This is a genomic window from Anaerobacillus sp. 63XJN7_5_ISO-PGPR-S23-430, assembly GCF_056173695.1.
On the sequence record NZ_CM149686.1, the window covers coordinates 2,566,737 to 2,581,420 of the forward strand.

At 37.8% G+C, this 14,684-nt stretch carries 13 protein-coding genes; 3 read left to right on the forward strand and 10 right to left on the reverse strand.

Features of this window, described 5'->3' with window-relative positions; translation table 11 throughout:
- Positions 1–136: 136 nt before the first annotated feature.
- The 5 genes from AC0VYJ_RS13565 to AC0VYJ_RS13585 form a co-directional block, all read right to left on the reverse strand.
- A complete protein-coding gene (locus tag AC0VYJ_RS13565) occupies positions 137–2,326 on the reverse strand; it encodes an FUSC family protein (RefSeq protein WP_475365420.1) in 2,190 nt (729 codons plus the stop codon).
- A 216-nt stretch (positions 2,327–2,542) separates the two neighbouring features.
- Entirely contained in the window at positions 2,543–4,072 is a 1,530-nt protein-coding gene (locus AC0VYJ_RS13570) for a glycine betaine uptake BCCT transporter (RefSeq protein WP_475365421.1), read from the reverse strand.
- A gap of 268 nt (positions 4,073–4,340) precedes the next feature.
- A protein-coding gene (locus tag AC0VYJ_RS13575) for an IS3 family transposase (protein ID WP_430241928.1) occupies positions 4,341–5,677 on the reverse strand; the annotation gives its coding sequence in 2 pieces (ribosomal slippage) (positions 4,341–5,293 and positions 5,293–5,677; 1,338 coding nt in all).
- Between the two features lie 123 nt (positions 5,678–5,800).
- The gene (locus AC0VYJ_RS13580; RefSeq protein ID WP_475365422.1) at positions 5,801–6,562 is read right to left on the reverse strand and encodes an anti-sigma factor; all 762 of its coding nucleotides are present in this window, start codon (positions 6,560–6,562) and stop codon (positions 5,801–5,803) included.
- Positions 6,546–7,118 carry an RNA polymerase sigma factor gene (locus AC0VYJ_RS13585; protein WP_194222029.1) on the reverse strand — a complete coding sequence of 191 codons (573 nt, stop codon included), beginning with the start codon at positions 7,116–7,118 and terminating at the stop codon, positions 6,546–6,548. The genes AC0VYJ_RS13580 and AC0VYJ_RS13585 overlap by 17 nt, the downstream gene beginning before the upstream one ends.
- A gap of 532 nt (positions 7,119–7,650) precedes the next feature.
- Between AC0VYJ_RS13585 and fabL the strand changes: the two genes are divergently transcribed.
- On the forward strand, positions 7,651–8,409 hold the full coding sequence (gene fabL, locus AC0VYJ_RS13590; protein WP_430246058.1) for an enoyl-[acyl-carrier-protein] reductase FabL: 759 nt from the start codon (positions 7,651–7,653) through the stop codon (positions 8,407–8,409).
- 109 nt (positions 8,410–8,518) lie between these two features.
- On the opposite strand, the gene AC0VYJ_RS13595 is transcribed toward fabL, so the two are convergent.
- Positions 8,519–9,403, reverse strand: coding sequence for a phosphatidate cytidylyltransferase (locus tag AC0VYJ_RS13595; RefSeq protein ID WP_475367495.1), 885 nt, complete (start codon positions 9,401–9,403; stop codon positions 8,519–8,521).
- Positions 9,404–9,502: 99 nt separating this feature from the next.
- Between AC0VYJ_RS13595 and AC0VYJ_RS13600 the strand changes: the two genes are divergently transcribed.
- Positions 9,503–10,057, forward strand: coding sequence for a hypothetical protein (locus AC0VYJ_RS13600; RefSeq protein WP_430246056.1), 555 nt, complete (start codon positions 9,503–9,505; stop codon positions 10,055–10,057).
- A gap of 95 nt (positions 10,058–10,152) precedes the next feature.
- Here the strand turns inward: AC0VYJ_RS13600 and AC0VYJ_RS13605 are convergent, their stop codons facing one another.
- From AC0VYJ_RS13605 to AC0VYJ_RS13615, 3 genes are all read right to left on the reverse strand, one after another.
- On the reverse strand, positions 10,153–11,082 hold the full coding sequence (locus AC0VYJ_RS13605; RefSeq protein WP_430246054.1) for a manganese-dependent inorganic pyrophosphatase: 930 nt from the start codon (positions 11,080–11,082) through the stop codon (positions 10,153–10,155).
- A gap of 148 nt (positions 11,083–11,230) precedes the next feature.
- The gene (locus AC0VYJ_RS13610) at positions 11,231–11,875 is read right to left on the reverse strand and encodes an SDR family oxidoreductase (RefSeq protein ID WP_475365423.1); all 645 of its coding nucleotides are present in this window, start codon (positions 11,873–11,875) and stop codon (positions 11,231–11,233) included.
- Positions 11,876–11,936: 61 nt separating this feature from the next.
- Positions 11,937–13,112, reverse strand: a complete 1,176-nt coding sequence (locus AC0VYJ_RS13615) for an MFS transporter (protein WP_430246050.1) — start codon at positions 13,110–13,112, stop codon at positions 11,937–11,939.
- A 149-nt stretch (positions 13,113–13,261) separates the two neighbouring features.
- Between AC0VYJ_RS13615 and AC0VYJ_RS13620 the strand changes: the two genes are divergently transcribed.
- Complete coding sequence (locus tag AC0VYJ_RS13620; protein WP_475365424.1) at positions 13,262–14,020, forward strand: TrmB family transcriptional regulator; 759 nt, start codon at positions 13,262–13,264, stop codon at positions 14,018–14,020.
- Between the two features lie 219 nt (positions 14,021–14,239).
- Here AC0VYJ_RS13620 and AC0VYJ_RS13625 read toward each other — a convergent pair whose 3' ends face one another.
- Complete coding sequence (locus AC0VYJ_RS13625; RefSeq protein ID WP_194222036.1) at positions 14,240–14,545, reverse strand: AbrB/MazE/SpoVT family DNA-binding domain-containing protein; 306 nt, start codon at positions 14,543–14,545, stop codon at positions 14,240–14,242.
- Positions 14,546–14,684 lie beyond the last annotated feature (139 nt).

The following is a 14,684-nucleotide window of genomic DNA, read 5'->3' on the forward strand; positions in this document are numbered from 1 at the left end:
AGCTCCCACTTCAAGTCACTTCATTAAGGATTAGTTAGCCTATATTTAAATGTATTGATTTCTGGTTTATTCGAATGAAAGCTTAGTTTCAATCGCCCCATCAACATTTTGCTCAACAAAAAAATAACCCGGTGCGTTACTGCTCCAGGTTACGATTTGTATTAAAATGATCAGATGCTTCTTTATTCTTTATTGAGCCAAGTTCCTTCCCTAATATCAATAGTGACTGGTTAATTCTCCATATATAATAGAGGTCATTTACAAACTTTTTCAAATTTACATCTTCATATTCAACTTTTTCTGAAAGACCTTCAATATGCTCTCTTTCTTTATTTAAACTATACATCGTTAACCCTGTTTCACCTTTTAATAGTTTAAGTAATGTATGGACATTATGTTTAATCACTTCATTAACCTCGAAAAGTGTGTTCTCTGATCCTTCTATGATAGTTGAACGGTTATTTCGATTTGTCGAAGCCAATAGATGTTTAGCAAAATAATTAATCGCTGTTAGTACAGTTAACCAGCGTTCAATCCCTGATCGGGCAAGAATAGCAGGTCGATTACGAAGCGGCCTCGCATCTTCAACGATTTTTCGCATTTGTTCATCAATACCAAACGCCTGATTTGTAAAATTAAAATTCTTTTCAGTATGTGAAAAGGATTCAAGATAATCCGACACATACTCATTTAATTTATTAAGAAAATCTTCCGCAGTATCTGCAACCTTTTCACGTGTAGTTTTAGGATAGATCACTGCTGCCGCTAGAAAGCCAATGAATGCTCCTGCTAACGTATCAAACACGCGAGCTATTAGAATCTGTTCTGTAATCCCACCTAGGATAAAATCGTACATAATTGCGATTAGCATTGTCATCCAAAACATCATCATCGCATACGAAATGGATAGCAAATAAAACGCCATAAAGATACAGCAAAATAATGCAATTAACTCTAAGACAAGCCTTCCTTCAAGAAGATGCGCCAGGCCAAAACCTGCAACCGCGCCGAAAATAGTTCCCAGTGACCGTTGAAAAGCTTTTTGTAACGTCATTCCAACGGTATCCGTTCCTAAAAGTACTACAAATGCAGAGAGGAGAACCCAGTACTGGTGAGTAGGTGAAAGAAAATAACCTAAGAAAATAGCCACTGCGCCTGCTACGATAGCTTGGAGCGCCTTCTTTGTAGCTGCTCTTGGTTGATTTGATTTTTCACTTTCTTGAACATTTTCTTTCTTTACTTCTTCTGGATCGTCTAATCGAACTTGTTCTTCAATATTTGCCATCCGTCTAGCTCCGAGTTCGTTTGAACTTTCAATAAGATGATTGGCAATCGACTCTATTCTCCTAATTAACCATAACCAATCTTTATTTTGATGATTAGATATTCGTAATTCGATCAGCTGATTTTTTAATTCTTCGATAACGGTCTGTGTTTGCTTTAAGTTTCCAACGATATCGTGGCTTCGTAACACCTCAGCGTCTCTAATGGATTCAACGACTTTATATAGCAATTTTCTCACTTCATTATGTTCAAGTGCATGAAGTTCTTTCATTCTTTTAACTGCTGGGTAAAGTGTTTCAATTAACATTTCTGCATCAAAGACGTACATTCTAAGTTGCTCAGCGTCTATACCACTCCAGACTTCTCCTGGATCAGTCGTTGTTAATTGGCTTGAAATAACCTGTGCATACTCATTAAGTTTTCTTACATCTCGCTTTAATAACAAGGCTCTATAGCGATTCGGAGTCGGATCTGCAATGGCATCAAGTACGAGATCTAGCGTTAGATTTGTTTGAATATGAAACGACTTCATACTTCGACTTAGCTGTCTTTTAGGACGATTTCTAAACAGAATAAAGTGATAAAGATACGAGTATGCTCCCCCGACAACAATTCCGAGGATAAAACCGAGCAAATCGGATGGTTGAAGTTTCAATAAGGTTGAAAAATAGATTGATAAAAAAGCAATCATAAATAGTCCAAAATATCGAAAACCATAATGTTGTAAGTAGTAAGCAAAAAAGATCACAAGTAAAAACAAACCATCCGTAACAAATGGAATAGAGCTAAGCAATGTTCGAAGTGTTAGCCAAATAATACTTGAAATTACTAACAAAAGGGCAGTGATTTTTTTCTTTTTATCTGTGTCATCATTCACAAGCAATAATGATAAAAGACTTACCACCCCAGCAAGAATAGCTGGGGTAAATGATATCCCAAGTATTGTGGTCAACCACAGCATTGTCATGACGGAAGAAAAAACGCTAATCGTTATTCTTGCTGCTTGATGTAACCTAGTCCTGCCGGGGTCTGTAGCAGCCAAACGAGACCACCAGCTTTGTATGATTGTTTTCTCGTTTTTAATCCACATACATTAATAATAGCGAAATTTGATTCATTCTGCCAACATTGCGTATTCCATCCCTGCTTTTATTTGATCGGAAGTTAATGTTAGACCGCTCATATTGCTTATCTTCTTTTCCTCGGTATCTAGCTCTATTTAAAAAACCTTTGGAGAATGTTCTCCAAAGGTTTTATTTTAAACCGTTTTTAGATCTTTTTTGGACTTGGCTTTCTTATCCATACTACGTTGCTTTCTTGGTACTTCTTCATTAAATGATTTAATCATTCCCCAGCACGTAAATAACAGAATAATTGTAAGCGGGAAAGCACTAACAATTATAGCCGTCTGCATACTTTCAAGTCCACCCGTAATCATTAGAACGATCGCTGATGCTGATAACAAAAATCCCCAGGTAAATTTCACATAGTTCGGGGGATTCAAACTTCCATTTGTTGTTTGCATTCCAAGCACAAATGTAGCTGAATCAGCAGATGTAATAAAGAATGTAGAGATTAACAATAGTGTAACGATAGTTAAAATACCACCGAGTGGAAGTTGTTCATATAAGAAAAATAACCCCGTCTCAAGACTTTGACCTGCTATATCTGTTCCTTGAGTAAAATCAAAGAAAATACCAGATCCTCCAAATACGCCAAACCAAAAGGCACAAACGACTGTTGGCACAACTGTTACGGCTATCATAAACTCTCTAATCGTTCTTCCTTTCGAGACCCTTGCAATAAATGTCCCAACAAAAGGAGACCAGGCAATCCACCATGCCCAATAAAAGATTGTCCAATCTTGAATCCACGTTTCACTTTCTGCATTCATTGGAGCAAGTCTCATGCCCATAGCAAATATATTTTGAACGTATTCTCCGAAAGTAGTGACAAATAAATCTAACACAAATTTTGTTGGTCCGAGAATGACAAACATGATAAGCAATAATACAGCAAGCGCCATATTAGCATTACTTAAATACCTTATCCCCCTCTTTATTCCTGTTCCTGCTGAAACAGTAAAAAGAACAGTGATAATCGCAATAATAATCAATTGAATTGTGAAATTATTAGGTATGTTTGTTAAATAACTTAAACCACCGTTAATTTGTTGAGCCCCAAGGCCTAGAGAAGCGGCAACACCAAATATTGTCGCAAATACTGCAATAATATCTACTGTAATCCCGATAGGGCCTTTCACTTTATCTCCTAATAGTGGATAAAGCGTTGCGCTCATTAATCCCGGCGCCCCTTTTCTAAATTTATAATAAGCTAGCGCTAAAGCGATGGTTGCGTAAATAGCCCATGCATGGAATCCCCAATGTAAATATGTATATCGAAGGGAAAGGTGCGCGGCTTCAACCGTTCCTCCTTCACCATATGGCGGGGTAGAAAAGTGGGACATTGGTTCTGATACACCAAAGAACAATAGCCCTATTCCCATCCCGGCGCTAAAGAGCATAGCAAACCAGGTGAGCCTGCTATATTCAGGCTTATCTGTATCCTTTCCTAGCTTGATATGCCCAAACCGACTAAAAATCAAATAAATTGCAAATATTAAAAAGAAAGTTGCGGCAAGCTGATAAAACCAACCAAATTGATCTAAGAAGAAATTTTGGGATACCGTCATAACCTGATTAAGGTTATCTGGCATGAGCACCCCCCAACCAACGAAGACAATCGCAATAGCGATTCCTATCCAAAAAACGTTAGTAACTTTGTTCATTCTCTCCACTCCTACTTTTAATATGTGGATCTCAAAAATATTTTAAAATAATAACCACATCGTTACTAATCATAAGCAAAACTGAACTTATTTTCAAATTTTTATAAGAATTTAGTATAATATACCCCATACTCCTTTACTAAAAACCCTTTCATATATTGTATTTGTTTTACGTTATATTCTATAATTCAGCCATTCTCTATTTATTATATAAAAAAAAGAGACGTATTTTAATATGTACCCTGTGTAAAGGACAGTTTAAAAAAGACTAGGCAACATTAAGAAGATGATTCCTGTATTGAACAGGGGTCATCTTTTTTAAGTTCCACTGACATCTATCCAGGTTGTAATACATCATATAACTCTTAACTTCACGTTTTAATTCGATTAGTGTTTGACAAGGTTTTATTGAGGCTTCGTCTTTAAAGTGACCAAAGAAAGATTCCTGTGGGGCATTATCCCAACAGTTTCCTCTTCTAGACATAGACTGATCTAAACCGTATTTCTTTAGCTGTTTTTGGTAGGTAGGGTGAGTATAGTGAAAGCCTTGATCAGAATGAATAAAGGCATTCGCATCTAGTTTTGCTTTACGGTTGTTTTTAAGTTTTACTAACGTATCTGTCGCTAGATCGAGCGTAATTCGGTCAGACACATGATAAGCTAGGATCTCATTCGTAGAGCCGTCCTTTATGGTAGATAGATACGCTTTCTTCTTATTTCCATAAAACAAATAGGTAATGTCAGTTAGAAGTACTTTCCCTGGGATGCCTTGTTTGAAGTTTCGCTCAAGTTTGTTTGGTACAACGCTGTGCTCTTTCGTTGCTTTCGCCATACGACGATAGGGATTCGCTCTTCTGATCGGACATACGATTCCGTATTTTTTCATGATTCTGCGTATGCGTTTTAAGTTATAGGTTATTTGATACTGGTTAGCTAGCGTCATCTTGATTTGACGTGCCCCTTTTTTTCGCTTTTTAAAGGCATAGGCTTTTAGGATCCAGTCTTTTAAAACTTGGTCTCGCGCCTCGTTTTCTGTTCGACGCTTTCGAGCACCTTCAGTGAAATAACGATAATAACCAGATCGTGAGACACCCACTACGGAACATAAGTATCGGACCATATTTTTAAGTTGATACTCATGGATGATATGGCGGATTAATTCAAACTTGAGAGAAGCAGCTAATTTTATCTCTTTTTTCCCATCCCCTTTTCCATCATTTCGAGCTTTTTTAGGAGATCATTCTCTGCTTTTAATAGGTTATTTTGAGCTTCTAAACGTTTGTATTTTTCCTCTAAAGACAGTTCCTTATCTTTGGATCTTCCGGAGCTTTCTTTACGAGTGTCAGTAAGTCCATTAATCCCTTTGTTTTTATAACCCTGTCTCCACCTTCTCGCGGCAGAATGTACTCTTTCGTGTCCGAGAGTATCGACATCAAATCCATTTTCTTTAAAAATCTGACTCGGTAGTTTTCCTTTTTCATACTCCGTAATGAATATTCGCTTAAATTCATCACTGTATGTGATTCCTTTTTCACTAACTGATTTCACAAATTTATTAGAGGCAAGTGTTTTGACATCTTCCTCTGAGAATACTTTCTTACTCATTAATAATCATTTCCCATCGTAGAATTTGTCCTCATTATACATAAAAGTACCCTATAGGGCAGACTTTTTTTAAGTGTCTACTCTATAGGGTACATATTATTTTACGTCTCTGCTTTTTGTGTTCTATAAACCTGAACTTAATATAATTTTCCCTTTAGGCGTTTCACTTGTATTGTCCGGTTCAAGAGTAATCGCGACAGCATCCCAGTCGTGCTCACCTTCATAATCCACCTGATAAGCTACCTCACCTTTTCCTTCCTGATTCGGAACAAAAGAGCCTGCACGGTATGGTTTTTCACCTTCAAGTAACCAAACTTGATACACTTGATCACCTTCAACTCCTGATACATCGTTCACTTGTACCACTAAATTCATTTTACCATCTTCGTTCATAAGCGCTGCAGATCCTGCTGAAGCTTCTGCTTCAGTTGGCTGTAGTTGTACAGCTTTGATGAGAGATGAAATTTGTTCTGAATTATCTATCTCGCCATCAGATTCGTTTATATACGTATACAAATTTCCACCAAGGGAGAGAAAAAGTGCTGCTGCTAATGCGGGCGCTACCCACTTCCTCTGTCTTGATTTTCTTTCTGTTTGCAGATCTATTACTGTATTACTTTGTTTCTCTTCCGGATTTTCGACTTCATTGTTACCTACTTCTTCAGCATCGCTCTCAAACACACTTGTCAAAACACGATCTTTCATGCCAGCGGGTGGTTCTTCTGGTATAGAGAGATAAGGAAGGTCACCTGTCAATTCTTCCAGCTCCTTTAACTCCTCTCTGCACTCTTCACAAGATAAAAGGTGAGTTTCGAACTGTTCTTTCTCTTCTTCTGATAAGGTTTCATTAAAATAGTCAAGTAGTTGCTCACAATTTGCTTTCATCTGAGACCCCTCCTTTCTCTCTGAGACTGGTATTTAAATGTTTGAGCGCTAGCCGAATTCGGCCTTTCACAGTACCCAGAGGGAGGTCGAACTCTTCAGAGATCTTTTTGTGCGTCATTCCTTTAAAATAGAACATTTCAATTATTTTCTGTTGCTCATCTTTAAGTTTTGATACAGCTGTACGAAGTATCTGTCCTCGCTCTTTCCATTCAACCTGATCCTCCACTGAAGATTCATCGCTATGAAGAGAGTCTCGTTCATCCAGTTCAAAATCTGGCTCTTTTGATTGCTTGCGGAGCAAATCAATTGCCGTATGCCGCGTCATTGTAAGGAGCCAAGAAGAGAATTTCCCTTTGTCAGCACTATACTCGGCCTTCCCTTTCCATAGCTTTATGAACACTTCTTGCATAACTTCTTCTGCAAGTCCTCCATCTTTTACAATTCGATATGAGAAAGAATATAACAACTTTTCATATCGATCGTAAAGAGATGAGAGAGCTTCTTTATCCTTTGCCTGCACCTTAACATACAGCTCGGCATCGTTAAGTTCTCTCATATCATTCTCCTTTTCATCGCAACTGACGCTAGCCTGAAGAGGCAGGAAGCTTATGTATAGCTAACGTTACTCAGTCTACTTTGGATGTGTTTTTCATAAAAAATCATCTTACCAATCCACGAAAGCGCTTTTAGTTTATAATGCCTCCCCTAAAACAAAAGCTGCAATTATACATAATTTCTGTCTCCAACACTTCTCTCAAGTATTGGATCCCTAAACCAAGGAGACTCATTACATCCAGTATTTCCCTAAAAAAGTTTTCTTCAAATCAGCTCCCTAAATAAACAGTTTACTGGCAGTTTTGACCAAAACTGATTTTAATACTTTCACTTTCATCTCCATGCTCTACTCAACTATTTAGCATAATTTGTTTCTAGATGAAAGTATATCATAATTGTATTCTTTCCCAATGAATACACCCTCTACCTTAAAAGCTTTTCCTACCAATTCTCCTCAGTTTGATTTCACGAAACTTTTCACATGCTTCTTGTTCCTGTATGATAGGTTGGAGTAAATATTGAAGAGGTGACTTATGATGAGTAATAAAGTAGCGCTAATCACAGGCGGAACAAGAGGTATCGGTAAAGCAATAGCACGAAAATTTGCTTCCGAAGGCTACAACCTTGTTCTCAACTTTATGAGAAAGAAGAAAGATGCGGAACAAACAAAACAAGAATTAGAAAGCGAATATGGCATTACAGTACATATCGTTAAAGCAAATGTTGGTGAAGTGAAGCAAATCACTTCTTTATTTCATGAAACAGAAGAAATATTTGGTCGACTTGATGTATTTGTTAACAATGCCGCTTCAGGTGTTATGAGACCTCTAATGGAAATAGAAGAAAGTCATTGGGATTGGACACAGAACATCAATGCTAAAGCATATCTATTTGCTGCACAAGAAGCCGCTAAAATCATGGAGAAAAATGGTGGAGGAGCGATTGTAGCCCTATCGAGTCTTGGTTCAATCAGGGCGCTTCCAAATTATGTTGCTGTTGGCGTATCTAAAGCATCCGTAGAAGCGATTACTCGCTATCTCGCTGTTGAATTATCACCAAAAGGAATTGTCGTGAACGCTGTTTCTGGTGGCGCTGTGGATACGGACGCTCTTAAACATTTTCCAAACAGAGAGGAATTATTAGAATCTGCTAAGGAAAGAAATCCAGCAGGACGCCTTGTAGAGCCTACAGATATGGCAGATGCCGCTTATTTCTTAACAACTCCAGCAGCACGTATGATTCGTGGGCAAACGATTATTGTCGATGGTGGCTTATCTTTGCTAGGGGAATAAATGTAAAGCACGACCGCGGTATTTTCTGCTGTCGTGCTTTATTTTGTCGCCTTCTCAATAACGACAAGCTAAAATATTATTCCTCGCTGTATGAAACATGCTCTTTTACTTACATAAAATCAAAAAAGTACCGAATTACATGAAAGTAAACAGGTGATGTGTATGCAAGACTATCCACTCTATTTAAGTAATTTCCCTCCAAAGCTTTCATTCTTCGATCGTCACCAAGTAAGAGGTCCCTTTTCAGCACGGAAATTGTTAGACTACCAAGAAAGCCAGCGACGCTGATTAGCACTCCTGATAAAACTCCAAACAACGTACCAAAAGGCGTTAAATAAGGAAATAACGTATAGGCTAGTGCTGTTGTGACGATAATTGCGCATAAAAATCCTTCTAAGGTAAGATAAGGATTGGAGGATGGAACGACTTTACGCCTGCCTACATAAAGAGAAATAATGTAATGAACTGCATCATTTACCTGAGTTAGCAATACAAGAAATAACACTAATTTGGCTCCATAAATTGGGCTAGCTATTTGGAAATAGGCAAGGTGGCTTAGACCAAAAACCATTAGCATTAACCCCCATTGAGTCGAACTAACTGATCTTAGAAAACCTAGCGTCCCTTTTCCTATAATACGTGGAAGCGGTAGCAATAAGAAAACATAAACTGGTATAAACACAATGAACATTCCATACCAATCGATTAGGACCCAATAGAATTGGAGTGGGATAGCGACATAGGACCATAGAAAAATCCTTCTATCAGCTTTCCGAGTTTTCATCATTGAGAAATATTCTTTTAATGCGAAAAAGCTTAATATCATTAAAGAAAACAAGGAAACAATTGGGTTAAATAGTGTGGCAAGACAAAAAACAACAAACATGCCCCACCACGTTTTTACTTTTAACGATAGTCCCGTAAAGTCCTTGTTTGGCTGCTTATTCTTCGCAACAAGAAAAACAGCCTGTGCAAATAAAAGACCTATTAAAATAGTTGCCAATATCCATATTGTGCTTTCCAGAAGAGGTACCTCCTTATCAATCTATTTATGTATAATGAGAGTAAACGTCAAATGTATAAGGATGCCATGATGAGTCAAAAAATATATATTTTACTTTCTGATACCGGTACGCTCTTTACAAAATCGATTAAAAAATATACTAAAGCTCCTTACAATCATGCATCACTTGCCTTCGATGAAGAATTAAATGATATGTATAGCTTTGGAAGAAAAAAACCTGGCAATCCTCTAAATGGTGGATTTGTGAAAGAGGATGTTCTAACGGGAACATACCGTCGATACCCCAAGACGACATGTGTGATCTATGAACTCAACGTAACAGAACGTGATGTGCACAAAATGAAGCGCTTGCTAAAGATATTCATTCGAAACAAACAGCGATTTTTGTACAATATTCTCGGCGTTCTGGGGGTTTCAATAAATGAACCTATTGAGTTTAGTAATTCTTATTTTTGTTCTCAATTTGTTGCTGAAGTTCTTCATCGTTCCGGCATTCAACTTTGGGACAAGCTTCCAGCACTTGTCACTCCAGATGATTTTCGCAAATGCGAAAGGCTGTTACTAATTTACGAAGGAAAACTTTTTGATTATGAACCTATTAGAAAGCAGCTTCATAAATTCTGATGTGTATATTTAGTATGACTTTTATGATGTTTTTCACAATAAATGAATAAAACGTGGACAGATCCCTTAGGATCTGTCCACGTTTGGAACGATCATTAAGCTGTAAACGCTTCTGTTAGAACAGGAACGATTTGTTTCTTACGAGAAACAACGCCTTCAAGTATAGCAAGGTTTTCAATTAATGTGACATCAAAAGCCTTCTCGACTTTATTTGCTTGTTTACCTAGTGCTAAAGCCGTTGAGTTATTTGTAAGAATGTCCGTTACAACAAGTAAGAAAAGATCAAGACCCTTAGCTTCGATCGTTTTCCTCATTTCCTCTTCAACCACATCCTGACGAGCAAGAACATCGAGAGTATCAACAACGTTAACTTGAGCTACTTCCACTTTAGAATCTCCCATACCAAATTCTTTCGCATCAAGAGAGATCAGTTCAGCAGGCGTTTTACTGCTCATATCCGCCCCAGCCTTAAGCATTTCAAGACCATATGTTTCGGCATTTACCCCTGCTATTTCAGCAAGTTCGCTAGCCGCAGCTATATCTTCCTCCGTACATGTTGGTGATTTGAAAAGAAGAGAGTCAGAAATGATCGCAGAAAGCATAAGACCAGCTATGTTTTTATCAACCTGAACATTCTTCTCTTTGTATAACTTATTTAGAATCGTTGCTGTACAACCAACCGGCTCTGCTCTGTAATAAACAGGATCAGCTGTTTCGAAGTTCGCAATGCGATGATGATCAATCACTTCTAGAATCCGAACATTTTCAATATCCTCAGCACTCTGTTGACGTTCGTTGTGGTCCACAAGAATAACCTCATTTGTTTCATTCGAAACGGTTTGAACCATTCGTGGAGCTTCCACATTAAATTGATCTAATGCGTATTGTGTTTCTCCATTGACTGCACCAAGGCGGACTGCCTCTACATTCATGCCAAGCTTCCTTTTTAAATCGGCATAAACGAGAGCAGAAGTGATCGTATCCGTATCAGGATTTTTATGTCCGAAAATCAATACTTTTTCCATAGTTAGACTCCTTTTAGATGAAAAGATTTATGTACTCAATACATATTGTAAAGATCTCTTACCGTAAACTCAACAGCATTTTGTATTCTTTAAATAAGAAAAAGTAAGGAAACCGATTCTTTCGCATAAAGAATCGGTTACCTTATTATTATAGAGATCCTATTGACTGAGTAATCAAGCTATCCCCAGAAATCAAATCGAAAGATCGGCGAATCGTATTTTGCTTCATTAGTGTAGACACGATAACCTCAGCTACATCATCACGTGGAATCGATCCACGTCCTAGATTCTCAGCGATTGACACCTTGCCAGTTCCTTCTTCGTTTAAAAGACCACCTGGGCGCACAATAGTATAGTCCAATGAACTTGCTTCTAACGCTTTATCAGCGTAATGTTTTGCAGCGTAGTATGGCAATAATGCCTCACTCCAATTTTCTCTGTTGTGTGCTTGAAGTGCACTCAACATCACATAACGCTTAATGCCAAGTTTTTCAGCTGCTTCGATCGTTTTTACTGCTCCATCTAGATCTACTAATAATGTTTTATCTGATCCAGTACTTCCACCAGAACCAGCAGCAAAAATAACGGCGTCGCTCCCTTTCATAGCCTCAGAAATGGTATCGACTGAGTCTTCAAGACTCGCTACTACTGATTCAATTCCGCGGTTTGCTAATTCATCCGCCTGTTCTTTCTTTCGGACCATCGCCTTTAAGGAATGGTCTTTGTTATTATCAAGTAGATTAACAACTTTCTGACCTACCTGGCCGTTTGCTCCAATAACCAATACATTCATGAGTAAACTCTCCTTTTGGATTGTCTATCCATATTATTTCAAAATCAATTCTTAATCTCAACTAACCTGCTTGATTGTTCAATTGCGTTGACGCTTTCCTGCTATCTCTCTTCATAGAAAATACCGCGGCAGCAAGTGAAAGTAAAATAAAGGCACTTCCAACAGTGGCATTCATTTCAACTGAACTGTTTTCAATGACAAAAGCTCCAACCGAGGAGCCCAGTGCAATTCCGAGGTGAAGAGCAGAATTATTCAGGCTTTGTTGAATATCAGATGATTCTGGCGCAAGTTCAATTAAATAGCTTTGTTGTGCAGGTGTGATCCCCCAGCTCAGCATACTCCAAATTACCATTATGATAAGAAAGACCGGAAAGGAGAAAGTTGAAAAGGGAATAATAAACATTGCAACAGCAAAAACCATAATCGATATAAGTATTGTTGGTCTTGTTCCAAATCGATCTGAAGCCATTCCACCTAGTCCGCCCCCGGCAACTGCAGCCACTCCAAAGATCAGATAAACAATACTTACCCAACTTCCTGATAATCCAAGCGTTGTTTTGAGAAACGGCGTTAGATATCCATAAAGAGTTAGGTGACCTGTTAAAAACATTAAGGATGTTAACTGTGCTGAAAATACACGGCTATCTTTCAGGGTTTGTAGCTGTTTTCGAAGTGGAATCGCGGGTTTAGGCTGAATCTTCTCCATAAACAAGGTAACTCCCACCATTGATAACAGTGTGAGAACTAGGATTAAAACAAAAGGCGCTTTCCATCCAAAAGCATTTCCAAGCATTAATCCAATTGGCACTCCCAAAACTAGAGAAGCGCTAATCCCCATAAATACAACCCCTATAGCTCTTGCGCGATATTCCTGTTTTACTATATTTGAAGCAATAGTGACACATAGCACAACAAGAAGAGAACCACTTGCCGCCGAGATGATTCTCGCAGTCATTAACAGACTAAACGTTGTACTAATGACTGCGATTAGATTCCCTATTAAAAAAATAACGAGTGAGAATAGCATCAATTTTTTCCGTTCTATCTTTGCAGTTACAGAAAGTAGAACTGGACCCATTAATGCAAATACGATAGAGAAAACACTAATTAATAAACCTGTCTTCCCTAAACTTATTTGAAGATCTTCTGCTACAAGATCAAGAATTCCTCCTATAATTAATTCCACCATTCCTACTACAAATGAAACAATCGTAAGTAAGTAAACACGTTTATTCATTACCTCTTGCACCTCTCTTATTAAGTTACCACTAAAAGAGTAACTCTTTTTAGGATGGAAGGCAATAGGTAAATGAAGGACGCTTTTGACTGGTCAGTTGATGTGCTATCATTATAGAAAAGATTAGATGAAGCAAGGAGAATCGATAAATGCTGCAAGAGTTTGGATTTACTCAATATGAAAGTCAAGTCTATGAAGCACTGATTACAATAGATGAAGCACTGGATGCCACGGCTATTGTAAAACGTTCTGGTGTCCCTCGTTCCAAGGTTTATGACGTTATCCGTCGTATGATTGAGAAAGGGATGGTGTTAGAATCAACCACTGAGAAAAAAAGACTTTATACCGCTCTTCCAATTGATTCAGCGATTACCAAGCTTAAAAGTGATTTCGACGAAAATATTACACAATTAAAATCAATTCAAACTCGTAAGAAGCAAGCAGATGATCGCGTTTGGACACTTAAAGAAGATCAGTCGATTCATTCCCTTGTCTCAGAGTTACTTCAACAATCATCGAGCTCTATTATCTTTTCGGGCTGGGCCGATGATATCGAGCAACACCTCTCCTTGCTTGCGGAAAAAGAAGCTGAAGGCGTTATCGTTGAATTACATTCAATTGGAGAGATAGATTCTAATCTTAAAAATGTAACAACTTTAATTCCCGACAGCGCTCACCAAAAGTTAGAGCGGAGTCGTATTGTTATTGTAGATAATGAGGACGTTCTATTTGCCGGAATTGAAGATACAAGCTGGCAGGCGATTCACACCAAATCACGACCACTAGTTACCTTTTTCACAGAGTTCTTCTATCATGATATTGCATTAACTGAAATTACAAGAAAATTTGGGTCTTCAATGATGGAAGATCCTCATTTAAGAGAGCTATTATTGAAATTACGTTATTAGCCACGCTTATCTTTTTATCATTTTAACCTACATTAGTAGAAAAGTTCCCGCGCTATCCTATATGATCTTTATAAAGAATCTCAATTGTTAGAAGGTATATTAGCTTATATGATAACCCCCCCAAATTTTCAGCTATTCTATTGGATATCCAACAACTTTCATTAACTTACTGTTAACAAAAAACACCCTTCTCCTTTGGAAGGGTGTTACAGATAACACTTATTTCGCTTTAAGTATTTCCTCATTTTTCTTTCCTAACTTCATTTCCAATTCTTCTCTCAGAAGCGCCATTCCTTCTGGACTAAGAACAATGTTTCCATTTCCAAATGTTTGATTTTCGTCTAATATCTCTCCAGTAACCATACATGCCATATCTGCCTGATACTTTTGTAAGACCACCCTGTTTTCACTTGTGAAGATTTCAATTGGATCTTTCACGTTAATATCTAAAGTTCGTCGGAGTTCTTTTGGAATGACAATTCGGCCTAGTTCATCAATTTTTCTAACAACACCAGTACTCTTCATTCTCATTCCTCCCTTTCGTTTTAGCGAACAAGCGATGGTTTCTTTAATCATAATACCGCCGATCGTATTATGCAATACATATTGTGCCAAAATTCTGCAAATTTACATTTTATTTTATCATTTGGTAGATTTCTCGTGT

Coding starts and splice junctions, on each gene's coding strand:
- AC0VYJ_RS13570 (WP_475365421.1), bottom strand. CDS start 4,072: ATGAACAAAGTTACTAACGTTTTTTGGATAGGAATCGCTATTGCGATT.
- AC0VYJ_RS13580 (WP_475365422.1), bottom strand. CDS start 6,562: ATGAAAGCAAATTGTGAGCAACTACTTGACTATTTTAATGAAACCTTA.
- AC0VYJ_RS13585 (WP_194222029.1), bottom strand. CDS start 7,118: ATGAGAGAACTTAACGATGCCGAGCTGTATGTTAAGGTGCAGGCAAAG.
- fabL (WP_430246058.1), top strand. CDS start 7,651: ATGATGAGTAATAAAGTAGCGCTAATCACAGGCGGAACAAGAGGTATC.
- AC0VYJ_RS13600 (WP_430246056.1), top strand. CDS start 9,503: ATGAGTCAAAAAATATATATTTTACTTTCTGATACCGGTACGCTCTTT.
- AC0VYJ_RS13605 (WP_430246054.1), bottom strand. CDS start 11,082: ATGGAAAAAGTATTGATTTTCGGACATAAAAATCCTGATACGGATACG.
- AC0VYJ_RS13610 (WP_475365423.1), bottom strand. CDS start 11,875: ATGAATGTATTGGTTATTGGAGCAAACGGCCAGGTAGGTCAGAAAGTT.
- AC0VYJ_RS13615 (WP_430246050.1), bottom strand. CDS start 13,112: ATGAATAAACGTGTTTACTTACTTACGATTGTTTCATTTGTAGTAGGA.
- AC0VYJ_RS13620 (WP_475365424.1), top strand. CDS start 13,262: ATGCTGCAAGAGTTTGGATTTACTCAATATGAAAGTCAAGTCTATGAA.
- AC0VYJ_RS13625 (WP_194222036.1), bottom strand. CDS start 14,545: ATGAAGAGTACTGGTGTTGTTAGAAAAATTGATGAACTAGGCCGAATT.